Consider the following 24,008-nt stretch of genomic DNA (forward strand, 5'->3'; position numbering starts at 1 on the left):
CCCGGCTCGGCCGGACACTCCCCGCGCGACGCTGGTCGGCCCGACCAAGACCAGACCTGCCAGCCGGAAAACAACCTAAATCACCGGTATTGCCATTAGAGGATCAACGATGAACGAACCCGTCACTCCCACGCCCGTGATGTCCCTGAAGAGTCAGGGGTACATCCACGGGAAGCTCAGCACGGTGCTCGATGCACAGCTCCTGCAGAGCGCCGAGTGGAAGCAATTCGCTGACAGCTGGAACAACTTGAGCCAGGACGGCTACATGGCCGATGGCGGCACCTATCGTGAGCGCCGCTATTCGGAATTCTCGTACGACACCGCCGACGACAGCATGGCCTTATTGGCTCACGTGCCCTACTCGCAGACGATGGAGGTCAACTACCTGAACGGGGGAATCGAGCGGCACTTCGACCCCTTCGAAGCGCATGTCGCAGACAGCCCCGTCCTGCGGTCGGTCTTCCAATGGTGCGCCGGCTCGCTGTCGCAGACCGTGGGAGAAGCCACCTGGAAAATTCAGACCTTCCAGAACCGCATCCTTGCCCGGAGTGATGAAGACGGACAGCCCACGCCCGAGGGGATGCACCGTGACGGTGTCGACTTCGTGCTGACCTTGCTGATCGACCGGAATTCCATCAACGGCGGAGCCAGCGCGGTTTATGACGCGAAGACTCAAGAGTGCCTGGAGGAGGTCGTGCTGTCCGAGCCGGGCGAGTTCCTGTTCGCGGACGACGAGCGGCTTCTGCACAGCGTGACTCCGCTCAGCCCATCCGTCGCCGGCGGCCGAGGCCACCGGGACGTTCTTATCGCCATGTTCACCCGTATCCAGAACTGACCAGGGAACCACCTTGATTCAAGGACAGATCATCCGTTCCTTCCGGCAGCTCACACCTGGGGTATTGGATCCGGACCGGCCCGTCGTCACCCTGTTCAGCGGCGGCTTGGACAGCACCTACCTGCTGCTCCGGTTGAAGCAGGCGGGGTACCGGGACATTCACGCGGTGAGCGTCAATCTCGGCGAAGACGAGAGCAGCGAACACAAGCAGCGCATCGCGGACGAACTCGGCGCCCGCCTGCACATCATTGACGGACGCCAGGCGTTCGTGGAGGAATTCGTCCGGCCTGCTATCGCAGCCCAGGCGGTCTACCTCGACACTCACCCGGTCAGTTCGACATTGAGCCGCCCCCTTATCGCCCGTCTCGCCGTGGGACTGGCTCAAGAACTTGGGGCCGTAGCCCTCTTGCACACCGCGAACCGCTCGCAGAATACGCTGCGGCGGCTGAACGGAGCCCTCGCGCTGCTGGGCTACTCCGGGCAGTACGGCAGCCCCTACGATCTTGACCCGGTGGACCGCGACCAGAAGATCCAGGAACTCAAGGCTGTGGGCCTGGACCAGATGAGCGAGCGCATCGTCTCCGGCGACTCGAACCTGTGGTGCCGTGAGTTCGAATCCGGCATCCTCGACGATCCCGAAGACCATGCGGTGCCTGAGCACATGTATCAGTGGAGTGCCAGGCAGCCGGAGATGTCCGGCGAGACCCTCGAAGTGCACTTCCGTGAGGGCGTACCTGTGAGTGTCGACGGGGTGGAGCTGCCCCTGCTCGAACTCATCGCCGAGCTCAATTCCCGCGTAGGGGCGTACGGGATCGGCCGCTACAGCGGTCTGGAGCATCTCGACAACGGCGAAAAGGTCCTGGAAATCCGGGAGATGCCGGCGGCCTGGCTGCTGCTGCGCACTTACCGGCATCTGGAATCCGCCACCCTGGAGGCCGAGACGATGCGCGAGAAGATGCATCTGGAACAGCTCTGGGTGCGTGAATCGCTGGAAGGCCGCTGGTTCGGTGAGCTGCACCAGGCGCTTCAGTCCTTCATCGACATCTGTGCGGTGCGGGTGAGTGGATACGTGCGGTGGAGGCTGACTCCTGGCGGGGCCGAGACCCGCTCGATCACCGCCGATGAGCCGCGCTATCTCCGCGATCGCGAGGCTTGGGAGAAGTTCTCGATCCACGTGGAGCACGCGCCGTATCAGCTCGTCTGAGCTTCTGCCCGGTGCGGCTGGGGCCTGGTGGCCAACGACGACCAGGCCCCAGCCGCACCTCCCCATCACGCCCGAGCTCCCGAGCTAAGGGCCGTCCCGCTGGTTCGCGGCTCAGGAGCACCGGTGCCATTCATGAAAGAGCACAACCATGCTCGCAAACCAATCACGCATCCGGGTGGTGGACATCCTTCTGCTGGCGGTCGCGGCCGTCTGGGGCTCCACCTACCTCGCCGCGAAGGAACTCGTCACACCCAGCACGGTGATCGCGGTTCTGGCGCTCCGCTTCGCGGTGACGGTGGTGGCATTGCTGCCCGTCTGTCTCCGTAGGCTGCGCGCCGCCAGACGTGACGAAGTGGCCACAGGGATACTCCTCGGTGTCCTCCTGGCGGTGGTCCTCCTATTCGAGACCTTCGGCATCGCGCACACCAGTGCGACAAACGCTGGGCTCATCATCAGTCTCACCATTGTCATGACCCCCATCCTGGACAGCGCCGTAGGCAGGTCCTGGCTTCCGCCGCAGTTCTTCATCGCCGCTACCGCGGCAGTCGTCGGCGTCGGCCTCCTGGCCTCCGGAACCGGGCTGCGCCCCCCAAGTGCAGGGGACTGGCTGGTATTGGCCGCAGCGGCGGCACGTGCCGTTCATGTCACGGTGATGCACCGGAGGTCGGCCGGAAAGCAGTACGACTCGCTCAACCTCACCTATGTGCAGATGACGACAGCGGCAGTGTTGTTCTGCGCAATCAGTCCGCTGGTGGGGGACTCCGCGTGGACGGTGGCTTCCCGGCTCGACCCCGGTCTCTGGCTCGTCCTGCTGTACCTGGCCCTGATCGGCACGGTCTTCGCCTTCTTCGTCCAGATGTGGGCAGTGCGGAAAACCTCGCCGTCCCGTGTCAGTTTGCTCTTGGGCACCGAGCCGATTTGGGCGCTCCTCGTCGGCGTCCTCCTCGGCGGCGACCGCCTGGGGCTCTACGGCGTGATGGGTGCGGCCTTGATCCTCGTAGGAGCCGGATGGGGGCAGCGCATCGAGCGGAAGCACCGGGAGGCACGGGAGGCACGGGAAAAGAACGAGCCCGCCGCACTCGCCGCAAGCCTTCCCGAACCAGCGGCAGAAGGCCGGTCGGTGGCGGGATGACTGACGCGACGGTGGCCCTGCCCACCTGGAGCGTGTCTCTTTGGAGGGTTGGTCAATTGATCGGATGGGCCTGCCCAGTTGGTGATCACAGGTCCTTCCACTCGGCTCTCGACCGGCCGTACTTCTTCTCGATCGACGGAAAGTAGCCGGCGGGGCCCTTCACGGTTTCCGTCATGGCAGATGGGTAGCGCCGGCTCAAAGAGACAGGCTCTGAACCCGGGCCCCGTCGGACGGCTGCGCGCCGGCGTCCGGCTCGTTGAAGCGCAGCCGGTTCCCGAAGGGATCGGTCAGCGTGAGCGAGGTCCCGATCTCGTCCTGCTCCAGTCCGGGCCGCAGATACGGATAGGCCTTGGCGGCCAGCTCGGCATGGAGCGCGCGCACCCCGCTCAGCTCCGTGTAGAGCGTGGAGCCGGGGGTCGCGTCGCCGTGGTGCTCCGACAGATGCAGCACGAGGTCACCGCGCGACACCTGGGTGTAGAGCGGCATTCCGGGCTCGAAGCGGTGTTCCCAGTCGACCGTGCAGCCGAGGTAGTCGACATAGAACTCATGGGCCTTGGCCACGTCGAAGATCCGGAAGACCGGCACGGTGCGCCGGAAGACGATGTCCATGGCGGACAGGGAATCACACGCCTTCCCCGGCGACCATCTCGGCGGTGATCGCCCAGCGTTCGTGGTCGCGCCAGGCGCCGCCGATGAAGAGGAAGTCAGGGGAGAACCCCTCCAGCCGGAACCCGGCCCGCCTGACCAGGGCGATCGACCGTTCGTTGGCCGGCTGGACATTGACCTCCAGCCGGTGCAGCCCCATCGCCCCGAAGGCATGGTGCAGGACCAACCGCAGCCCCTCGCTCATCAGCCCCCGCCCGGCGGCGTGCGCAAAGGCGCCGTAGCCGATCGCGCCGCAGCGGAAGGCGCCGTGCACGATGTTGTTGATCGTGAGGTAGCCGGCGATCCGGCCGTCGGTGAGCTCGCAGATCAGGAAACCCTCGCGCTCCGGCTCCTGGAGCCGGTGCAGATAGCCGTCGTAGGCAGCGTCCTCGGCCGGCGGAAAGAGCCAGGGCCGGTGCAGCTCCGCACTCTCCCGGGCCAACGCGGTGAACTCTTCCCGGTCGGCGGCGGTGAAGTGCCGGATGCCCACCCGGGGGCCACGTGCGAGGTAGCGGTCGTTGGTCGTCACCGGAAGATCGTACGGAGGGGGCGGGCGGGGAGCCAGCGGTTTGCCCGCGCCCCGTACCGCCTGGCCCGTAAGAACGGCCCTCCTGCCACACCGGCCATGAGCCGGCCCTACCGCCACACCGGCGCATCCGTGCCGCAGTGGCCGGGCGGGGTTGCCCAGGTGGCCGGTGCGCCGTCGAAGGAGACGGGTGGGAGGGCGTGGCGGAGGAGGCCGAGGGTGCCGTCGGTTTCACGGAGGTGGTGCGCGGGGTCGTAGGCGCCGGGTGTTTCCGGTTCCGGTCCGGGTGTCCCGGGGGCGGTGTGCCGTTCGCCGTCGGCCGCCAGGTCGTGCATCAGCCAGCGTGCGGTACGGGCCAGGGCGAGGGTGGCGAGGAACGAGCCGCCGGTCCGGGACTGTTCGGTCAGTGCGCGGAACACGGCCGCCGCCAGCAGATAGCCGGTGCCGTGGTCGAGCGCCTGGGCGGGCAGTGCGCCGGGGGTGCCGTCCGCGTCCGCTTCGAGGTCGGCGATCCCGGTGGCCACCTGCACCACGCTGTCGAAGCCGCGCCGGCCGCCCCAGGGCCCGTCGTCGCCCCAGGCGGAGAGCCGGACCACCACCAGACCCGGGCGGCGTGCGGCCAGCGCCTCGGGGGTGAGGCCGAAGCGGTCGAGTGCGCCCGGACGGTAGCCGGTCACCACCACGTCCGCGCGGGAGAGCAGCTCCGCGAAGGTTGCGCGGCCGGCGGGCGAGCCGAGGTCGAGCGCGGCGGACCGCTTGCCGAAGCCGGTGTCGCTGTGGGCGTCCTGACTCTCCGGCAGCTGCGGGGCGTCGATCCGCAGGACGTCCGCGCCGAGCAGTGCCAGCGTGCGGGTGGCGACCGGCCCGGCGATCACCCGGGTCAGATCGAGCACCCGCAGCCCGGCGGCCGGGAGAGTCGGTGTGCCGACGAGCGGTGGCAGCGGGCGGGCGGATGCGTCGCCGAGGGGGGCGAGGGTCAGCAGCGGGTGGGCGGCCACGGCGGCGCCCTGTGGGTGGGCGGTCCAAGCCTCGGGGGTGCGGGCGGCGACGGCCAGCCCGCCCGCGGCGCAGACCGTCTCCTCGATCTCCTCGGCCCGGCGGCCGGACAGCTCGGTCTCGACGCCGGCCGCCTCGACGGTCTCGGGGAGGCCGAGCGCGCGGAGCAACCGGGCGCGGTGGTGCGGGTAGTTGGCGTGAGTCCGTACCCAGCCGTCGGCGGTGCGCCAGAAGCGGGAGAGCGGTGCGAAGGCCGAGCAGGCACGGCCGTCGACCCGCAGATGGCGCTCGCTGACGAAGGCGGTGGCCACCGCGCCGTCGTCGACCCGTACGGCGGGCACCGGACCGCCGGTGCGCCGGGCCGTCAGTTCGGCCGCGGCCAGCGCGCAGACCGCGACCGTGGACCGGGCCAGCGACATGACCGGGAGCCGGGCCGGCAGCAAATCGGGGGGACCGCCGTACGTGATCCGCTGCGTCAGTGCCGGGTCGCCGGCCAGGGCCGCCCAGGCCAGGTCCGTACCGCCGCCGCGCCCACCGCCGTGTCGTTGCCCCATCGCGGCAGTGTGGCACGGGGCCCGGATCATGCCCGCGGCGCCTCCCGCTCCCCCGCGCTCGGTGCGGCGAGCGCCAGTCGGCGGTGGAAGCGGCGCAGCATCAGGCGGGCCATGAACGGGTGGAAACGGCGTACGACGGCGAAGTAGAGGCGGCCGCCCGCACGGTGGAGGCGGACGACGGTGCCGAGCGTGACCCGGCCGTCCGCGACATGTATCGAGGCGCGGAACCCCAGTTGACGGGTGTCGCCACCGAGCAGGATCTCGTGGTCCGTGCGCCCGACGACGGGGAAGGCGGCCCCGCGCAGCACGCCCTGCCAGGCCTCCGGTTCCGGTGGCATACCGGGCCGCAGCTCCAGTTGCCAGGCGTCCTGGAAGTCCGTTCGCGGGAAGGCGCCGTGCGCCAGGCGAGCCGTGCCGGGGAGGGGGACGGCCCGGGGCCGATCCCAGAGCAGACGGTGGAGCAGGCGTACCCGGGAGGAACGGCGGGCCGGGGCCGGCACCCGGCCGGTGGCCGCCCGTTCGATGTTGTCGAGGAGCTCCTCCACGACCGTGCCGTGCACGGGGCGGATCACCAGTGACCACATCAGACGCCGGAACAGCGGGAGTTGACTCTCCAGGACGTGTTCCACCCGGCAGCTGCCGGGGCCCAGCGGATGCACGGTGGCTTCGTGCCATCCGGTCCCTCCGTCGGTGAAGTCGAAGCGGAGGCGTCTGCCCGGCTCGTATGCGGCGACGCGGTAGCGGACGAAACCGTGCCCGCCGTCGGCGCCGACGCCCAGCGGGCGGTCGAAGCGCATCGGCGGCCAGGCGGGCGTGGGGAAGAGCGGATCGTCCTCGCCGCCGAGCCGGTCGAGCAGGGCCCCGACGGTCGCGGCCGGGGCGGGGACGGTGCGGGCATGGACATCTCTGACGGCACGGACGGCACGAACGGCACGCACGGGGCACCTCCATACGGTGGCGTATGTTTGACCGTACGGTACCGTATGGATATGGCCCCACAGCGAGCGAAGGCACCCCGCAACAGCGGCGCACGACAGCGGCTGACCGCCCAGGACTGGGCCGATGCCGCGCTGACGGCCATGGGCGAGGGCGGGCTCGCCGCGGTGGCCGTGGAGCCGCTGGCCGCCCGGCTGGGCACCACCAAGGGCAGCTTCTACTGGCACTTCACCAACCGGGACGCGCTGATCGAGGCCGCGCTGGAGCGCTGGGAAGAGGTCGGCACGGAGGCCGTGATCACCGAGGTGGCGGCCGAACCCGACCCCGGCGAGCGGCTGCGACGGCTGCTCCTGCGGGCCACGAGCTGGTCCGCAGCGGACCCGCGGGACGTCTCGCTGCTGGCGACCGCCGCCCACCCGCGGGTGGCCGCCGCGCTCGCCCGGGTGACCGCCCGGCGCATCGGCTATCTCGCCACGCTCTTCGCGGAGCTGGGCTTTCCCGAGGACGAGGCCGGTCACCGCGGCCTGCTGGCGTACACCGCCTACCTCGGGCACACCCAGCTCGGGCACGCCGTCCCGCAGAGCCTGCCGGCCGGCGCCGCGCGCGACCGCTATCTGGACGGGGTGATCGAGACCCTCGTACGGCCGCTGAACGGAGGTGATGGTTCCGAAAATGAGCGAACCTGAGCGAAATTGGCCGAACTGCGCGTAGACGTGCCTGGCATCGGAGGCATGAGGTGAGATCGGCGCGGCGAACACGGCGCGCTTCAGCATTGACATCTCACATCCGAGCAGCTCGACCCACTTGAGCTCCTCGTACGGGAGGAATTCCGTGACCGAAGCCATCTCTTACTTTCAGGACCGCACCTGCCCCTACCACCCGCCCACCGGCTATCAGCCTCTGCGGGAGACCGGCCCGCTGACACATGTCGCGCTCTACGACGGCCGCAAGGTGTGGGCCGTAACCGGCCACAGCGAGGCGCGGGCGCTGCTGAGCGACCAGCGGCTCTCCTCCGACCGGCAGAACCCGGCCTTCCCGATGCCGGTCGAGCGCTTCGCCGCGATCCGCCAGGTCAGGACCCCGCTGATCGGGGTCGACGACCCGGAGCACAACACCCAGCGCCGGATGCTGATCCCCAGCTTCAGCGTGAAGCGGGTCGCCGCGCTGCGACCGGAGATCCACCGGATCGTCGACGAGCTGCTCGACCGGATGCTGGCCGAGGGCCCGCCCGCCGAGCTGGTCGCCGCGTTCGCGCTGCCGGTCCCCTCGATGGTGATCTGCTCGCTGCTCGGCGTCCCGTACTCCGACCACGAGTTCTTCGAGGGGGAATCCCGCCGGCTCCTGCGCAGCCGTACGGCCAAGGAGGCGGAGGACGCCCGGATCAAGCTGGAGGAGTACTTCACCGAGCTGATCGCCCACAAGGAGAAGAACCCGGGCGACGGACTGCTGGACGAACTGATCGAGGAGCGGCTGCGGGCCGGCGCACTCGCCCATGACGACCTGGTCAGGCTCGCCATGATCCTGCTGGTGGCCGGCCATGAGACCACCGCCAACATGATCTCGCTCGGCACCTTCACGCTGCTCGAACACCCCGGGCAGCTGGCGCAGCTGAAGGCCGAGGAGGGCCTGATGCCGACCGCCGTCGAGGAGCTGCTGCGGTTCCTGTCCATCGCGGACGGCATGCTGCGGGTGGCCAAGGAGGACATCGAGATCGGCGGACAGCTCATCCGCGCCGACGACGGCGTCCTGTTCCCCACGTCGCTGATCAACCGCGACGAGGCCGCCTATCCGTCGCCGGACGAGCTGGACCTCGACCGTTCCTCCCGCCACCACGTGGCATTCGGCTTCGGCATCCACCAGTGTCTGGGGCAGAACCTCGCCCGCGCCGAGATGGAGATCGCGCTGCGCTCGCTGTTCACCAGGATCCCGGACCTGCGGCTCGCCGTCCCGGCCGCCGAGGTCCCCTTCAAGCCGGGCGACACACTGCAAGGAATGATCGAACTGCCGCTGGCCTGGTAGCAGCCAGGACGGCAGACGAACGAAAGGGGTCCGGGATGCGGATCACCATCGACACCGACACCTGTATCGGCGCCGGCCAGTGCGCCCTGACCGCACCGGGAGTGTTCACCCAGGACGACGACGGTTTCAGCGCCCTGCTGCCCGGCCGTGAGGACGGCGCGGGCGACCCGCTGGTGCGAGAGGCCGCCCGTGCCTGCCCCGTGCAGGCCATCACGGTCACGGACGACTGAGCCACCACCTTCGCGGACGACCCGGCTGACGCGCGCGGCTCCCGGCTGACACCCGGCGCCCGCGGCGCGCCCGGCACCCTCCGCCCTCCTTCTTGCCCCTACGGCATCCACCCCATCCGCTACCGCAACACCCCTTGTGTGACGGGCAGTTCGAGTACTCCGGTGTCCTCGGGCGTGCTGCTGACCGTCACCGGCTTCTCCCCTCGATTGCCCGCATAGGCGTCGTCGCTCGCGGCGAGGACGAGGCGCAGTCGGTGCCCCGGCTCGTATCGGTGCACGATGCCCGGCAGTTCCACGGTGAACCTCCGGGTCACATCGGGCACCCGGGCCGGGGCCACCAACCGGTGTACCAGCGTCTTGCTGCCGTCCGGCGCGACGTCGTAGAGCTTGGCGAAGAGGACCAGCTTGTCGGCCGCGTCCGAGGAGTTCTGCACCCGCTCGGCCTGCGGGGAGGAAACCTTCAGCGTCACCTCGGGCGCACCCACCACATCCACCGGCCCGCCCGCCACCGGCGCCGATGTCCAGTCCAGATAGGTGCCCCTGGCGTCGTACGGCGCCGCGTCCGGCAGGCCGAGCAGCCCGGTCAGCGAACTCTCCGAGTGGCTGGTGGCCATCCGCAGATTGCGGTACTCCCGGCTGCCGCGCGCCACCTCGCTGCGACGGCCGACGAGCTTGCCGTCCCCGGAGAGGTACAGCCGCCGGCTGCCGCCCACCGGGAAGCGGGGCGAGGTGGCGTAGGCGGACCCGCCGGCCGCCCAGTCCCGGTAGTAAGCGAAGGCCGGGCCGGTGCCGGTCGCCGTCCGGTGGCGCAGATACCGGTCGAACCACGCAAGGATCCGCCGCCCGGCATAGCTGCTGTCCAGGTTGCCCCGCGCCAGGTCGAGTTCGCCCTGCGCCGGCTTCTTCATCCCGCCGCTGTGGCCCCAGGCCTGCCAGATCATCTTGGCCGGGGTGCCCTGTGCGGCCAGGGTCCGGTAGGTGGCGGCGGCCTCGTTGAGGTTGAACAGGGTGTCGTCCTGCCCCTGGACCAGCAGCGTCGGCGCCTTGACCGACGCCAGGTACGAGACCGGGGAGACACTGCGCGCATAGGTGAGCACGGCACGGGTCCGCTCGGCCGGGTATCTGCCGGAATCCAGCAGCCGCTTGGTGTCGCAGGCCCGCGCGACGAAGTGCAGACAGCCGGCACCGCCGGTCCGTGACGGGTCGAGGCCCGGATGCAGCAGCCCCTGCGCCTCGCCGATCAGGAAGAACCCGTCCGTCCACTGCCACTTGTACGCACCGGGCAGCGGTCCGGTGACGCCGTGCGTGCGGCCCGCGTTGTTGGGGTCGAGGGAGTAGGAGAGGTCGTTCCAGGTGATGAGCGGGACCAGCGCGTCGACCCGGTGGTCGACCGCGGCGGTGGCCAGCTGCACCGCCCCGCCGTAGGACCCGCCGATCATGCCGACCCGCGGATCGCCCGTCCCGTCCTTGGCGACGTAGTCGATACGCGTCCCGTCATCGGCCGTACGGGCACCGGCCAGCAGGTCGACCAGCCCGCTTGCCGCCTGACCGTCGATCCTGGGGTCGTCGAGGGAGATCGGGCAGCCGGTCTTGCCGAAGCCGAGTCCGGAGTAGGCCAGCGCCACATAGCCGCGTGCGGCGAAGGCCTTGGCGAGGGCGTCGGTCGGGCCGTCCGCCTTGTTGCCGCCGAAGCCGTTGGTGGTCAGCACGGCGGGCGCCGGGTGGGCGGCGTCGGCGCCGGCCGGGCGGTAGACGTCCGTGTCGAGGGTGCACTTGCGGTCACCGGCCCGGACGGTGACCTTCAGTGCGGTGACGGTGTACGGGTCGGCGGCGGCGACCGCGGGGGCGCTCAGGACGAGGGGGGCGGCGAGGGCGGAGCCGGCCAGCAGGGCGAGGGACATGCGGAGTACGGGGCGGGACCCGCCTCGGGACACGCTGGGCACGAAGACCTCCACACACGTCGTACCAACCAGTCGGTAGCGGCGCGCTCATGCTGTGACACGGGTATCGGGATGTCAACGGACCTGACGCGAGTCTCTGTTAGGACGTCAGTTCAGCGCCGTCTCCCGGGCGGTGCGGTGCGGTCTGCACCTCAAACCGCCCTGACGGGAGTCTTCATGACGACGCATCAGTTCAAGCATTGGTGACCGGTGCGCCCCGGACGGGCGGCCATCGATGGCGCGCGGCCGGTCACCCACGGCGATACCGGCCCCGCCGCCTGCTCACACGGTCGCCGGCCCCTCGAAGGTCAGCGTGCCGGCCGTCGCGTCCAGCTCAGCGCGGACGCCCAGCGGCATGGTCAGCGCGGACTCGCCGTGCCCGAATCCGAACTCCTCGGCCACCGGCACCCCGAGCCCGCCCAGCCGGTCCGTCAGCACCGCGCGCACCTGGTCGTAGGGACCGCAGCGGGCCCAGGAGCCGAGCACGATGCCGGCCACACCGTCCAGCCAGCCGGCGCGCAGGAGTTGGGTCAGCGCCCGGTCGAGGCGGTACGGCGGCTCGCCGATGTCCTCCAGCAGCAGGAGGCCGCCCGCCGCGCCGCGCCTGGCCCGCGGGGTGCCCAACTCGGTGGCGAGCATGGTCAGACAGCCGCCGAGGGTGATCCCGCGGGCCCGTCCGGGCACCAGTGGTCGGGCGGACGGCGCTACCAGGGCCTGGACGGTCTCCGGTGCGAAGAGGGTGCGCCGCAGATGCTCGCGGGTGGCGTCGTCCTTGAGGAAGACCTCACCCGCAACGGCCGGCCCGTGCAGGGTGGACACCCCGGCGCGCACCGCGAACGCCTCGTGCAGCACCGTCACATCGCTGAAGCCGATCAGTGGTTTGGGCGCCGCGGCCCGAATGGCCTCCCAGTCCAGCAGCTCGACCATCCGCTGGGCGCCATAGCCGCCCCGTGCCGCGAACACCGCCTTGACGCGGGGGTCGCACCACGCCTCCTGGAGGTCGCGGGCCCGCTCCTCGTCGGAGGCGGCCAGGTAGCGCAGGGTGGTGTGGGTGTCCCTGGCGTGGGGCGCAGCGACCGGGTCGAGGTCCCAGCCCCGCAGGACGTCCAGCCCGCGGTCCAGCCGCTCCGGCGCGAGGGGACCGCTGGGTGCCACGACCGCCACCCGGTCGCCGGGCCGCAGCCGCGGCGGCCGGACCGGCTCCGCCGCCGTCATCCGCGCAGCTCCAGCACCGGGACATCGCTGCGGGCGAGGCCGAAGGCCTGGGCGTAGAGGGAGAGTTCGGCCTCCACGGCGCGCACGATGGTGTCCGCCCGGCGGAATCCGTGCCCCTCCCCGGCGAAGGCCAGATAGGCGTGCGGTATACCCCGCCCGGCGACCTCGGCGAGGAAGCGTTCGCACTGCACGGGCGGGCAGATCACATCGTCCAGGCCCTGGAGCAGCAGGAACGGTGCGGCGATCCGGTCCGCGCGGTGCAGCGGCGAGCGCTCGCGGTAGCGGTCGGGCACCTCGGCGAACGGACCGACCAGCGATTCCAGATACTGCGACTCGAAGTCATGGGTCTCGCCGGTGGCCCAGCCGGTCAGGTCCAGGATCGGATAGCTGATGGTGCCGCAGGCGTAGAGGTCGGTGGCGGTCAGCGAGGCGGCGGCGGTCCAGCCGCCGGCGCTGCCGCCGCGGATGGCCAGCCGGGCGCGGTCGGCGGTGCCCTCGTCGGCCAGGGCGGCGGCGACGGCCGCACAGTCCTCGACGTCCACCACACCCCACTGGCCGCGCAGCCGCTCGCGGTACTCCCGGCCGTAGCCGGTCGAACCGCCGTAGTTGACCTCGGCGATACCGATGCCCCGTGAGGTGAAGTAGGCGATCTCCAGGTCGAGCACCAGCGGGGCATGGCCGGTGGGGCCGCCGTGTGCCCACACCACGAACGGCGGCAGCTCGCCGTCGGGCCCCCGGTGGTCGGGGCTGTGCGGCGGATAGATGTGGGCGTGGATGTCCCGCCCGTCGGGGCCGGTGAAGGTACGGCTCTGCGGCCGGGGGTGGTAGGCCGGGTCCAGGACGTCGGTGTGCCGGCAGGCGATCACCCGGGTGCGTCCGGTGCAGGTGTCCAGCTCGACGATCTCGTACGAGCTGTGCGGGCCGGCGGCGATGCCCAGGACGCGGCTGCCGTGCACGGCGAGGGTGGGCGCCCATTCCGTCCACGGGCCCGCGGAGTCGACGAGTTCGCCGCTCACCGGGTCGAGGATGCCCAGGGTGGTGGAGCCGCGGCCGTGGATCACCGCGAGGGTGCCGTTCTCCAGGGGCAGGAACCAGCGCTGCCCGACGTTCCACAGCGGCCCGCCGAACTCCTCCTGCCGGGACGGGCACAGGCCGCGGCTCGCCACCACGACGTCGTCCTCCCCCGGCCTCGGCGCCTTTCCCGCACTCGGCCTGGCTCGCGCGGGGCGCCCCCCACCGTCGGGATCGATCCGCTGCACCTCCCACCAGCCGCTGAGGTCCGAGACGAAGAGCAGCGAGCCATCGGCCGCCCACTCGATCTGCGCGACGGACTCGCCGCTCGCGCCGCCGTCCGCCGCGCCGGTGCCGAGGTCGCCGACGAGCGGCCGGATGTCCTCGAACTCGCCCCTGCCGGTGATCCGGGCCACCATCACCAGCGTGCCGTCCCAGGGCATCAGGGGATGGTCCCAGGCGAGCCATGCGGCCCGTCGCCCGTCCGCCGAGATCCGCGGCCCGGTCACAAAGCGGTGCCGGTCATCGCTCAACTCTCTTACGGAGGCGCGGTGTTCGGCGGCCGAACCGTCGAGCGGCACGGCGGCGATCACCCTGCGCACGTCGGTCGGCCGGTCGCCCGTGAACTCCTCCAGGACACACCACACCTCGCCGAGCTCCGGGCGCAGCACCGGATCGACCCAGCGCAGTCCGGCACCGGCGCCGGAGAGCGGGGTGAGCGGGCGCGGGGCGTCGCCGCTGTCCGGCGTGCAGACGTACAGCCGCTGGTCGGCGAAGTTGCTGAAGACGACCAGCGGTCCGTGCTCGGTGACCGTGCCGGCCCAGGGCTGGCCGCCGTACTCCAGCACCCGGCTGCGGACGTTCCAGGGCGCGGGCAGCACCGACTCCTCGGCGCCGTCCGGCCGCAGGCGGACCAGTGCCCGCCGGCCGCCCTCGGCGGGCCGCGGTTCCGTCCACCACACCTCGTCGCCGACCACACCCACAAAGGCCGGCCGGCCGTCGTGCGCGGCGACCGTCCGGGCGTCCATCGGGGATGCCCAGCTGCCGTACGGAGCTGTGGTCACCATGTGCAGTTCCTCTCCTCCACCGTCGGACGAGGCGCCGGCCGGTCAGACCGTGCGCAGGAAGTGATCGAGCACCCGGACGCCGAAGTGCAGTCCCTCGACCGGCACACGCTCGTCCACGCCGTGGAAGAGCGCCTGGTAGTCGAACCCCTCGGGCATTTTGAGCGGCGAGAAACCATAGCCGGTGATGCCCAGCCGGGAGAACTGCTTGGCGTCCGTGCCGCCGGACATGCAGTAGGGCACGACATGGCCGTCGGGGTCGAACCGCTCGATCGCGGCCCGCATCGCGGCATAGGCCGGGGAGTCGACCGGGGCCTGCAGCGCGACCTCGCGGTGGTGGTACTCCCAGCGCACGTCGGGTCCCGTGAGCTCGTCCATGGTCGTACGGAACTCCGCCTCGCCCTCGGGAACCACCCGGCCGTCCACATGGGCGACGGCGGATCCCGGGATCACATTGACCTTGTAACCGGCCGACAGCATCGTCGGATTGGCACTGTTGCGGACGGTCGGCTCGACCAGCTTGGCGGCCGGGCCGAGCTTGCCGAGCAGCGCATCGACATCGAAGCGCGGCGAGTCGACATCCACCTCGACGGCGTGCAGCGCGGCGAGTTCGCGGAGGGCGGCCCGCACGGTCGGGGTGAGCCGGACCGGCCACTCGTGCTCGCCGATCCGGGCCACGGCCGCGGCCAGCCGGCTGACGGCGTTGTCGCGGTTGACCTTCGAGCCGTGCCCCGCCCGGCCCTGGGCGGTCAGCTTGAGCCAGGCCGTGCCGCGCTCCCCCGCCGCGATCGGGTACAGCCGCATCCCGCCGCCCGCGTGGAAGGTGAAGGCTCCGGACTCGCTGATGCCTTCGGTGCAGCCCTCGAAGAGCTCGGCGTGCCGGTCGGCCAGGAAACCCGAGCCGTCCTCGGCGCTGGCCTCCTCGTCCGCGGTGAAGGCCAGCACGATGTCACGCCGCGGCCGCACCCCGCTGCGGGCCCACTGCCGTACGGCGGCGAGCACCATCGCGTCCATGTTCTTCATGTCGATGGCGCCCCGGCCCCAGACCACGCCGTCGCGGACCTCCCCGGAGAAGGGGTGCACGCTCCAGTCGGCGGGCTCGGCGGGGACCACGTCCAGATGGCCGTGCACCAGCAGGGCGTCGGCCCCGGGGTCGGTGCCGTCGATACGGGCGACCACATTCGTACGGCCCGCGCTGCGCTCCAGCAGCGTCGGCGTCAGCCCGGCCTCGGCCAGCCGCTCGGCGACGTACTCGGCGGCCGGCCGTTCCCGGCAGGCGCCGTCACCGGCGTTGCTGGTATCGATCCGGATCAGTTCGGAGGTGAACCGCACCACCTCGTCGAGCGCCTGCCGGTCCACGCCGACGGCCTGCTCAGTTCCCGGTTCCCCGCCCTTCTCACGCTCAGCCATATTGTTCCTCCACGGCGGACGACACGACGGTGGTGACCGCCTTGAAGCACCGGATGGCTTCGTACATGTCCTGACCGGTATACGCGACACGGCGCTCCCCTGTGCGCTCCACGCCGGGTACGCAGGTCGCCGCGCCCACCAGATGCTCGGCGTCGAACTCCAACTCGACCCGGAACGGCCCGCTCCGGGACGGTTCATGGCGCACCGCGAGCGCCGCTCCCTTGCAGGCCGCGGCCCGGATCTCGGCCGCCGTACGGGCCGGCGGCCGGCACACCGCCGCATAGCGCGACACATAGTCCTTGACCGCCACACCGGGCGCCTGCGGGGCGTAGCCCAGCGCGTCCTGACAGGTGCGGTCGTCGCCGGTGACCAGCACCACCGGTACGCCGTACTCGGCGACCACGAGGGAGTTGAGATGGCCCTCGCTGGCGCGGGTGCCGTCGACCCAGACACCGGTGAGGGTGTTGGCGAGGTAGGTGTGCGCGAGGACGCCTTCGGTGCCCGCCCCGGTGTGGTAGCCGACGAACGCGATGCCGTCGACATCACCGTGCTGCACGCCTTCGACCATGCTGAGTGATTTATGTCGCCCGGTGAGCATCTGCGCCCGCTCGTCGAGCTGTTCCAGCAGCAGATTGCGCATCGTCCAGTGCGCCTCGTTGACCAGTACGTCGTCGGCCCCACCGTCAAAGAATCCGGCAATCGCCGCATTGACGTCGGAAGTGAACATATGGCGGCAGCGCTCCCATTGGGGGGTGCCGGGCAGCACATCGGCGGGCCAGGTCACGCCGGTGGCGCCCTCCATGTCGGCGGAGATGAGGATCTTCACATTCACCAGTCCTGTCGCAGCTAGGAGGCGGTACGCACGATTCCTGACATCACTCGTTCACATCTCGTTCGGAGGGGCCGAACAGCCGCCCCAGCCTAACCAGGGCCGTCGGACTGACACCCCGTCCGAGACCTTCCAGAACGGTTCCGTTGGCGGCGACATCACGGTTTCTTCGTCACAGCAACACGATTCCTTCCAACCGGAACCTGGGGGTACGCTCTTGTGGCGCCGCATCTCACACAGTTTCTGTCGCAAAGCGGAAGGACTTCTGACGGAATCCGTAAGGACTTCCGAACGAGTTCTGTCAGCTGCCGACGGCACGTGCCAGGTGGGGTAGAACAGGCTGGACCAGCTTCCCGCGCGATGAAACAGAGGCAGAATGGTGAGCGAAGCCCTCAACGACGCCTTACCGCTACGCGACATCCCGGCCCATAGCGAAGACGACCAACTCGCGATCCTGACCGAACTGATCGCTCAAACGCTTTGCGATCGCAATCCAGGCTTCCGGGAAGTCATCGAGCGTGGCGGTCACCAGCAGGTCACCCGCCTGATCGAGGAGGTACTTCGACGCGGCCGGCCGCTACCCGAAAAGGTGCGCGCGATCATGCTGCGCACGGACACCGACATCCACCTCGTGGCGTCCGCACTGGGCGACTGTCTGGTCAGTGCGCCGGGCGAGGCACCGGGCCTGCTGATCCCCGCCCAGCTCGCCGACGGCAAGAGCGGACGGGCCAGGCTGAAGGGCGTACTGCGGCATCGCGCCGCCGTGGTCGGTCATGCGGTGTCGCCGCACGAGGCCGCCGCGTCCGTGCGCTCCGCGTCCCGGCTACTGGACCTGGCCTCCCCGCACGACGGCCCCGAGGCCGGCGTGGTGTTCGTCGACGACCACCTCTCGTCCCTCCTGCTCCTCCAGGACGAATCACTGTCCCGCACCCTGATAGCCCGCCATCTGAGCCCGCTCGCGGGACTGACGCCGGAGCGGTGTGAGCGCCTGGAGGCCACCCTGCTGGCGTGGCTCGGCGGCATGGGGGCTCCGGAGGTGGCCAAGGCGCTCAGCATCCATCCGCAGACGGTGCGCTACCGGATGCGCCAGCTGGAGAAGCTGTTCGGGGCCCGCCTCCGCGACCCGCGCACCCGCTTCGAGATCGAGATGGCACTCCGCAGCCGCCAGCTGATGGCCGGCGCACGACGGCGGCGCGCGGCCGCCACCCGTCGCCCGCGCGCCGCCGCCAAACCCCGCAAGGCCCTGCCGCGCCCCTAGAAACCACCCGCGTCGCCCCGCGACACCCACTCCACGAACCCGTTCCCCCACCCACATCCACCCCCACCCACGCATTCCTGCCCGCCGTCCGATTTGTCGAAAGTCACACTCCCAGACACCGCCCAAATACGGACATATCACCCCAACTGTCCGAGGTGTCCCACCCCCCGCCACGTATCGTCACCGTGACCCTTCAACCGGGACCCCGGCCGCAGCACGGCCGCGGAGACCCGGTGCAGCGTCGGTCGCCCGAGGCCGGCCGCCCCATAGCGGGCCTCCGATACACAGCGGGACAGGACACCACCTTCATGCACGGATCACGCCTCTCGACCTGCACGCGCCGCGGGCTGGCCGCGGCCGTGGCTGCCGGAGCACTGCTCACGGCGCTCACCACGGCGACCTCGGCCTCGGCCAGCACCGCCAGCACGCCGGTGGGCGGCTCCAAGGTCGTGTGCAGTTCGCAGAAGCCGGGCCTGGCGCCCGCCCTGTCCCAGGACATCGCCAACGCCCTCCACGGGCGCGAGGGCGCCTCGGCGCTGGCGATCTACGACCGGCACACCCACACCCGCTGTGAGTTCAAGGCCGGCACCCACTTCGACTCGGCGAGCGTGGTGAAGGTCACCGTGCTCGGGGCCCTGCTGCGGCAGGCCCAGGAGGCGCACCGCGGGCTGACCCCGCACGAGATGAAGCTGGCCAAGGCCATGATCACCAAGTCGGACAACGCCTCGACGTCCGCGCTCTGGCACCAGATCGGTCCCGCCGGCATCAAGCGCTTCCTGTCCCTGGCCGGTATGCGGCACACCGTCCCCGGCGCGGGCGGGGCGTGGGGCCTCACCCAGATCACCGCCGGCGACCAGCTCCAGCTGATGCAGCTGCTCACCACGGACAACACGGTGCTCACCGCGGCCTCCCGCGGCTACGCCCTCGACCTGATGCACCGGGTCGCCCCCGACCAGCGCTGGGGAGTTCCGGCCGGCGCCCCCGCCACGGCAGCCGTCCACGTCAAGAACGGCTGGCTGCCGCGCGACACCGGAGGCTGGCGGGTGAACAGCGTCGGCACCTTCACCGGCAGCGGTCACGACTACGGCATGGCCGTCCTCTCCACCGGAAACCACACCATGGACTACGGCGTGGACACCGTCGAGGGCACCGCCCGGGTCGTCCACCGCGATCTGACGCGGTGACGTCCAGCGGGCGTCGTCACCGCCCCGGAAACGGCGCCTGAGGGCCGGCTCCAGGGCGTTCCCTCAGCTCCGCGGCCGTCCGCCCCGCCGCAGCGTCCAGGCGCGCTCGCCCAGCAGCGCCATCGCCGCAGGCAGCAGGACACCGCGTATCACGGTGGCGTCGAGCAGCACCGCCAGTGCCATCCCCAGCCCGAGCATCTTGTACTCGACGGCCGACAGCGTGAGGAAGACCGTGAAGACCCCGGTCATGATGAGCGCCGCGCTGCTGACGACACCGGCACTGCCGGCGATGCCCGAGACGACGGCGTCCCGCGGTGCGGCGCCGCCGAGCCGCCTCTCCTTGATCCGGCTCAGGATGAAGATGTGGTAGTCCATGCTGAGCCCGAACAGCACGATGAACATGAACAGCGGAAGCCAGCTGACCACGCCGCCGTAGGACGTGAAGCCAAGCGCCGCTTCCAGATGGCCGTCCTGGAAGACCCAGACCAGCACCCCGTACGCGGCCCCGATGGACAGCAGGTTCAGCAGGATCGACACCAGCGGCAGCGTCCACGACCGGAAGACCACCATCAGCAGGACGAACGCCAGGGCGAGGATGAAGCCGAAGACCAGCGGTGTCCTGGCGGTGACCTGTCGGGCGAAGTCGTGCGGCATCGCGGTCTTCCCCGCGACGGCATAGCGAACGCCCGCCGGCGGGCCGAGGGTGGCCGGGAGCGCACGCTCCCGCAGGGTGGCCAGGGCACGATCCGCCGCAGGATCGGTGACAGCGCCTTCCAGCGGCACCCGGACCACCAGGGCCCCGCCGACCGGCACCACGGTGATGGGCTCCCGGAGCGCTCCCCCGCTCGCGGCCGCCCGCCGGTGGAGACCGTCAACGGCCCTGCGTACCTCAGGGGTGTCCGCCGACGCCCCGTCCGGCCGGTCGACGACGACCCGCGCAGCGGTCGCCGCCCCGGGGAACGCCCGCTGCATCTCCCGTGCGGCATCCACCGCGAGCGAGGCACCGGGCGGAAGGCTGGCCGTCACCGCCGCGTCCTGCAGCCGCATGCCGAGCGCCGGCAGTGCCATGGCCACGAGGACGACAGCCATCGACACGCCTGCCAACAGGGGCCGTTGGACGGCCATCGCCGCCACCCGCCCCCAGACCTGCGACTCCCTCGGTATGACCCGTCGCCGGCCGAGCCAGGGGACGCGGGGCCTGTCGACCCGGTCGCCGAGTGCGGACAGCAGCGCGGGCAGCACCGTGACGGACCCGAGCACGGCCAGGCCGACCACCAGCACCGTGCCCACGGTCAGTCCCTTGAAGACATCCACACCGGTGAACAGCAGCCCGGTCATGCAGACCATCACCGTCACGCCGGATGCCACCACGGCGTGTCCCGAGGTGGCCGCCGTGATCCGCAATGCCTCGCGCAACTCGTGGCCGGCGGCCCGCTCTTCGCGTACGCGGCGCAGGGAGAACAGTGAGTAGTCGATGCCGACGGCCATCCCGATCAGCAGCACGATCGCCGAGGCCGCACTGTTGAACGGCACCCACCGGCCCACCAGTTGAAGCAGTCCGAACGCGGCCGCCACGGTGGTCCCCGCCATCAACAGCGGGATCCCGGCGGCGGTCAGTGAGCCGAAGACGACCAGCAGGATCAGCAGGGTGAGCGGGAGGGAGATCGTCTCGGCGTGCTGCAGATCGCCCTTGATCCCGTCATTGACGGCTTCGGAGAGACTGCCGTCCCCGGCCTGGAGGACCCGCACGCGGGGATGCCGCTTCTGCACCAGCGTGACAGCGTTCCTCGCCCGGGCCGCATGGCGGGCGAACTGTTCATCCGGGCCCCGGACTTCGAAGGTGACGAGCCCCGAGCTGCCGTCCCGCGAGACCCACCGGCCGCCCTCCGCGCCCAGTGGTGAGCCGACATCCGTCACGGCCTCCCGGGCCCGGCGCAGCTCGGTCACCAGGTCCGCGGCGGCCGCCACCCGCCGGGTGTCCTGCGCGAAGCGGCGCCGGTCACCGGTATCCCGGCTCTGCACCAGCACGTTCTCCCGGTAGGAGTCGCCACCGTGCCGGGCGTCGATCCGCTGCTGGGCGCGCCCGGCCTCCCCCGGGTCGACGGCGGACGCGCCCTCTCCGGTGGTCATCGCGCCCGTCAGTACGGCGAGTACGACCAGCACCAGCCATCCGGCGACCGCCGCCGTGCGATGCCGTGCGGACCAGCCGGCGACGGCCGCGATCCGGCCCGGCCGCGACTTGCTCTTGGGCAGCATGAGCTGCTCTCCTCTACGTGGTGAATCGATCCTGTGGAACTCGCCGATGGCGAGGTGGTTCGGTGCCGTTCGTGGGCCGTCGAGTTGCCGCTCGACGGCCTACCGGCATACAGGGGCTATTCGACGTCCTTGAGGACCCTCTCGATCGTTCGGGTACGGCCCTGCAGATCCGCGACCTGACCGGTGATGGCTGTCAGCTCCCGCGCGATGCGCTCCTGCCCCTCGACAGCAGCACCGGCGAGCTTCCTGTACGCGTCCTCGCGCGCCAGCTGCGCCGTGGCCCGCCGGGTGATCGCGACCTGCCAGATGATCGTGACGAGAACGGCGGTCAGCAGGACGAAGATCCCGATGGTGCCGATGACTTCCTGCCACTGGTGATAGTTCATCACGGGGATCCCTTCTCGATGGTCAGCGTCTTCGCCGCGGTCGCAAGACACTCGGGGGTCAGGTGAACCGAGAAGGCGGTCACCTCGTAGAACTTCATCGCTTTCCCGTCGTCCGACACCTGTATCCGCGAGGAGACCAGACCGGCCGTCTCCAGCTTCTTCAGATGGACCTGCAGCAGCGCCCGGGAGATGCCCAGCTCACGCGCCAGTTGGCTGACATAGTTCGGCGCCGCCTGGAGCGCGGCGACCACCCGCATCCGATGAGGGTTGGAGAGCGTCGCCAGCAGGCGAACGAGCTCATCGCCGGTCGGCGTCGGGTCTCTCACGGCAGACTCACACTCCAGCACATGCCAACTTACGTTAGCAGGTGCCGAGTTATGCGGGCAGGTGTTCCGGACCGAAGGTACGACTAAGCACCCCCCAGGGTGACCGGCCCCCCGAACGGCCCCGTGCGGGGCGGGAGTGGCGATATCAACGCCGGATCGAGGCAGTGCATCCGGTGGGCCGAGAGGTGTCACGCCGCCGGCCCACCGCCACACCGCACTCTGGGAGGAACTCGGTGCCAGGCCGCGTCAAGGCAGACCTCAAGGGAGTTCCCGAAACGGCGTTGTGGACGCTCTACCACCGCGCCGCCGAAGCCGCCCGCCCGGACACGGTGCTGCCCGATCCACGCGCCGTACAGCTCATCTCCGAAGTGGACTTCCCTTTCGTGGAACGGCTGGGCGGCACCCGGCCATGGCTGGCGCAGGCCATTGCCCTCCGGGCCCTGGGATTCGACCGGGTGGTGCGTGCATTCCTCGCCGCCCACCCGGACGGCACCGTGATCGCTCTCGGCGAGGGCCTGGAGACACAGTTCTGGCGGGTGGACAACGGCCGGGCCCACTGGGTCACCGTCGACCTCAGCGACCCGCTGGCGCTGCGCCGGCGTGTACTGCCGCACGGGGATCGGCAGCGGCTCATCGCCTGCGACGCCCGCAACACCCAATGGATGACGGGTATCGACGCCGCACGCGGTGTGCTGGTGACCGCGCAGGGCCTGCTGATGTATCTCCAGCCCGCGCAGGTGACCCAGCTGATCGCCGCCTGCGCCGAGGCGTTTCCCGGTGGCTCGATGGTGTTCGACACCGTGTCGCGGCGCTTCAGCGCCCGCACCCGCACCGGCGCCAAGGGGCCCGGCGGCCATCATCTGCCCCCGATGCCCTGGGGCATGGACGCGGTCGGGCGGGAGCAGCTGTTCAGCGCCCATCCGGCCATCAGCGAAGTGGCCGACGTTCCGCTCCCCGCGGGCCGTGGTGTCCTCGGCTATCTCGCGCCCCGCGCCGCGGCCCTGCCCCTGCTCCGCGGGGACCGCCCGCTCATCACCCGGTTGCATTTCGGTTCGGCGCCCGCCCGGCTGGCCCCTCGGCCCTGACGGACCGCGTGAGTGCAGCGGGCCGCACGGCTCCGACGGCTCGTGGGGATCTCACCCTTCCTGGAGAAACGCGTTCACCCGCTCCGCGATCCGCTCGGGATACTCCCCGCTGATCGCGTGTGATGCCTCGGGCCGCAGGGCAGTAGGGCGCACGCCGCTCAGTCCAGGGTCACCGGGAACCGCTCCTGGAGGCTGACCTCCAGCACCGGACAGCCCAGTTCCAGGACCTGGGAGACGATCCGGGCGCTCTCCTGGGGGCTTATGCCCGGCAGGATCTCCGGCAGCCTGCGGGCCAGGTCTCCGGCGCCGGGGATGTCGGTGTGCGGCGCGAAGGCGGGCGCAAAGCGTTCGTGTCCGGCGCCGCGCTCCTTGTTGCTCTCACCGGGTAACAGGCCGACGTCCGCCGCGAGTACGAGGATCCGTCCGGCGCCGGAACCCACCAGGGGGTACGCCCACCACAGCAGGTCCACCGAGCGGGTGCCGGCCGCGGCCATCCGGGCCCGGCCGGCCGTGGGACAGGACGCGCCGCCGCCCGACGAGGCCTGCCGGTCAGGGCTGTGGTGCTCCTCGAAGCCATGGCTCAGCTCGGGGCCGTGCGTGCGCTCACCCCACCCCTTGTCGCCGAGCGCACCCGTGACCGGCATCAGATCGACGGCGGGGGCGCCCACCGCCTCTTCACGGGCGGGCCCGAAGAGCCGGTGCGCACCGTTGCTCCAGTGGGAGATCCGGCCGTCCGCATCCACCACCACGACCGCAAGCGGAATCCGTCCGGGCGCCGCATCCCGGGGTGCGGCCGCCCGGGGCGCCGCGAGGGTCAGGTCGTCGCCGTTCAACAGGCCACGTTCCATGGGTGGTTGCTCCTTCGTACACCGGCCGTGCACCACCCCCACCACGGTACGACCGCGGCACGGTGCGGCGGGCGGCATTCCCCGAAGAGGGAGTGCGTCCGCGCACCGTGCGCACCGTC

Annotated in this window: 22 protein-coding genes and 1 pseudogene; 9 read left to right on the forward strand and 14 right to left on the reverse strand. The window is 70.8% G+C overall.

Annotated features, from left to right (window positions below; all coding sequences use genetic code 11):
* Positions 1–109 precede the first annotated feature (109 nt).
* From ACGFWI_RS27625 to ACGFWI_RS27635, 3 genes are all read left to right on the forward strand, one after another.
* Positions 110–835: a 2OG-Fe dioxygenase family protein gene (locus ACGFWI_RS27625; RefSeq protein ID WP_393908742.1), complete on the forward strand. Its 726-nt coding sequence runs from the start codon at positions 110–112 to the stop codon at positions 833–835.
* Between the two features lie 13 nt (positions 836–848).
* Complete coding sequence (locus ACGFWI_RS27630) at positions 849–2,039, forward strand: argininosuccinate synthase-related protein (RefSeq protein WP_393908743.1); 1,191 nt, start codon at positions 849–851, stop codon at positions 2,037–2,039.
* A gap of 148 nt (positions 2,040–2,187) precedes the next feature.
* A complete protein-coding gene (locus ACGFWI_RS27635) occupies positions 2,188–3,171 on the forward strand; it encodes a DMT family transporter (protein WP_393908744.1) in 984 nt (327 codons plus the stop codon).
* A gap of 88 nt (positions 3,172–3,259) precedes the next feature.
* On the opposite strand, the pseudogene ACGFWI_RS27640 reads toward ACGFWI_RS27635, so the two are convergent.
* The 5 genes and pseudogenes from ACGFWI_RS27640 to ACGFWI_RS27660 form a co-directional block, all read right to left on the reverse strand.
* Positions 3,260–3,346: pseudogene (locus tag ACGFWI_RS27640) on the reverse strand (DUF4287 domain-containing protein); the annotation flags it as partial.
* A 20-nt stretch (positions 3,347–3,366) separates the two neighbouring features.
* Positions 3,367–3,780 carry a glyoxalase superfamily protein gene (locus tag ACGFWI_RS27645; RefSeq protein ID WP_393908745.1) on the reverse strand — a complete coding sequence of 138 codons (414 nt, stop codon included), beginning with the start codon at positions 3,778–3,780 and terminating at the stop codon, positions 3,367–3,369.
* A gap of 13 nt (positions 3,781–3,793) precedes the next feature.
* Complete coding sequence (locus tag ACGFWI_RS27650; RefSeq protein ID WP_393908746.1) at positions 3,794–4,345, reverse strand: GNAT family N-acetyltransferase; 552 nt, start codon at positions 4,343–4,345, stop codon at positions 3,794–3,796.
* A 107-nt stretch (positions 4,346–4,452) separates the two neighbouring features.
* Positions 4,453–5,892 (reverse strand): CoA transferase, encoded by a 1,440-nt coding sequence (locus tag ACGFWI_RS27655; RefSeq protein WP_393908747.1) that lies wholly within the window; start codon positions 5,890–5,892, stop codon positions 4,453–4,455.
* Between the two features lie 26 nt (positions 5,893–5,918).
* On the reverse strand, positions 5,919–6,830 hold the full coding sequence (locus tag ACGFWI_RS27660) for a DUF2867 domain-containing protein (protein ID WP_393908748.1): 912 nt from the start codon (positions 6,828–6,830) through the stop codon (positions 5,919–5,921).
* Between the two features lie 45 nt (positions 6,831–6,875).
* On the opposite strand from ACGFWI_RS27660, the gene ACGFWI_RS27665 reads away from it, so the two are divergent.
* The 3 genes from ACGFWI_RS27665 (at position 6,876) to ACGFWI_RS27675 (ending at position 9,077) form a co-directional block, all read left to right on the forward strand.
* Positions 6,876–7,514, forward strand: a complete 639-nt coding sequence (locus tag ACGFWI_RS27665; RefSeq protein ID WP_393908749.1) for a TetR/AcrR family transcriptional regulator — start codon at positions 6,876–6,878, stop codon at positions 7,512–7,514.
* Positions 7,515–7,659: 145 nt separating this feature from the next.
* Entirely contained in the window at positions 7,660–8,847 is a 1,188-nt protein-coding gene (locus tag ACGFWI_RS27670; RefSeq protein WP_393908750.1) for a cytochrome P450, read from the forward strand.
* 35 nt (positions 8,848–8,882) lie between these two features.
* Complete coding sequence (locus ACGFWI_RS27675) at positions 8,883–9,077, forward strand: ferredoxin (protein WP_393908751.1); 195 nt, start codon at positions 8,883–8,885, stop codon at positions 9,075–9,077.
* Between the two features lie 119 nt (positions 9,078–9,196).
* Here ACGFWI_RS27675 and ACGFWI_RS27680 read toward each other — a convergent pair whose 3' ends face one another.
* From ACGFWI_RS27680 to ACGFWI_RS27700, 5 genes are all read right to left on the reverse strand, one after another.
* On the reverse strand, positions 9,197–10,978 hold the full coding sequence (locus tag ACGFWI_RS27680; RefSeq protein ID WP_393908752.1) for an alpha/beta fold hydrolase: 1,782 nt from the start codon (positions 10,976–10,978) through the stop codon (positions 9,197–9,199).
* A 321-nt stretch (positions 10,979–11,299) separates the two neighbouring features.
* Complete coding sequence (locus ACGFWI_RS27685; RefSeq protein WP_393908753.1) at positions 11,300–12,232, reverse strand: LD-carboxypeptidase; 933 nt, start codon at positions 12,230–12,232, stop codon at positions 11,300–11,302.
* Entirely contained in the window at positions 12,229–14,310 is a 2,082-nt protein-coding gene (locus tag ACGFWI_RS27690; protein ID WP_393908754.1) for a prolyl oligopeptidase family serine peptidase, read from the reverse strand. The genes ACGFWI_RS27685 and ACGFWI_RS27690 overlap by 4 nt, the downstream gene beginning before the upstream one ends.
* Positions 14,311–14,352: 42 nt before the next feature.
* Entirely contained in the window at positions 14,353–15,717 is a 1,365-nt protein-coding gene (locus tag ACGFWI_RS27695; protein WP_393908755.1) for a M20/M25/M40 family metallo-hydrolase, read from the reverse strand.
* A complete protein-coding gene (locus ACGFWI_RS27700; protein ID WP_393908866.1) occupies positions 15,710–16,543 on the reverse strand; it encodes a M55 family metallopeptidase in 834 nt (277 codons plus the stop codon). The genes ACGFWI_RS27695 and ACGFWI_RS27700 overlap by 8 nt, the downstream gene beginning before the upstream one ends.
* 604 nt (positions 16,544–17,147) lie before the next feature.
* Between ACGFWI_RS27700 and ACGFWI_RS27705 the strand changes: the two genes are divergently transcribed.
* The gene (locus ACGFWI_RS27705; RefSeq protein ID WP_393908756.1) at positions 17,148–17,804 is read left to right on the forward strand and encodes a PucR family transcriptional regulator; all 657 of its coding nucleotides are present in this window, start codon (positions 17,148–17,150) and stop codon (positions 17,802–17,804) included.
* Positions 17,805–18,112: 308 nt separating this feature from the next.
* Positions 18,113–18,988 carry a serine hydrolase gene (locus tag ACGFWI_RS27710; RefSeq protein WP_393908757.1) on the forward strand — a complete coding sequence of 292 codons (876 nt, stop codon included), beginning with the start codon at positions 18,113–18,115 and terminating at the stop codon, positions 18,986–18,988.
* Positions 18,989–19,051: 63 nt separating this feature from the next.
* On the opposite strand, the gene ACGFWI_RS27715 is transcribed toward ACGFWI_RS27710, so the two are convergent.
* The 3 genes from ACGFWI_RS27715 to ACGFWI_RS27725 form a co-directional block, all read right to left on the reverse strand.
* Positions 19,052–21,244: an MMPL family transporter gene (locus ACGFWI_RS27715; RefSeq protein ID WP_393908758.1), complete on the reverse strand. Its 2,193-nt coding sequence runs from the start codon at positions 21,242–21,244 to the stop codon at positions 19,052–19,054.
* A gap of 116 nt (positions 21,245–21,360) precedes the next feature.
* Positions 21,361–21,630: a hypothetical protein gene (locus tag ACGFWI_RS27720; RefSeq protein ID WP_393908759.1), complete on the reverse strand. Its 270-nt coding sequence runs from the start codon at positions 21,628–21,630 to the stop codon at positions 21,361–21,363.
* Positions 21,630–21,956, reverse strand: coding sequence for an ArsR/SmtB family transcription factor (locus tag ACGFWI_RS27725; protein WP_393908760.1), 327 nt, complete (start codon positions 21,954–21,956; stop codon positions 21,630–21,632). The genes ACGFWI_RS27720 and ACGFWI_RS27725 overlap by 1 nt, the downstream gene beginning before the upstream one ends.
* A 233-nt stretch (positions 21,957–22,189) precedes the next feature.
* Here ACGFWI_RS27725 and ACGFWI_RS27730 point away from each other — a divergent pair, with 233 nt between their 5' ends.
* Positions 22,190–23,041 (forward strand): class I SAM-dependent methyltransferase, encoded by an 852-nt coding sequence (locus ACGFWI_RS27730; protein WP_393908761.1) that lies wholly within the window; start codon positions 22,190–22,192, stop codon positions 23,039–23,041.
* Positions 23,042–23,199: 158 nt separating this feature from the next.
* Here the strand turns inward: ACGFWI_RS27730 and ACGFWI_RS27735 are convergent, their stop codons facing one another.
* Entirely contained in the window at positions 23,200–23,889 is a 690-nt protein-coding gene (locus ACGFWI_RS27735; RefSeq protein WP_393908762.1) for a PAS domain-containing protein, read from the reverse strand.
* Positions 23,890–24,008 lie beyond the last annotated feature (119 nt).

The organism is Streptomyces sp. NPDC048434 (assembly GCF_043200375.1).
In the GTDB taxonomy this organism is placed as follows: domain Bacteria; phylum Actinomycetota; class Actinomycetes; order Streptomycetales; family Streptomycetaceae; genus Streptomyces.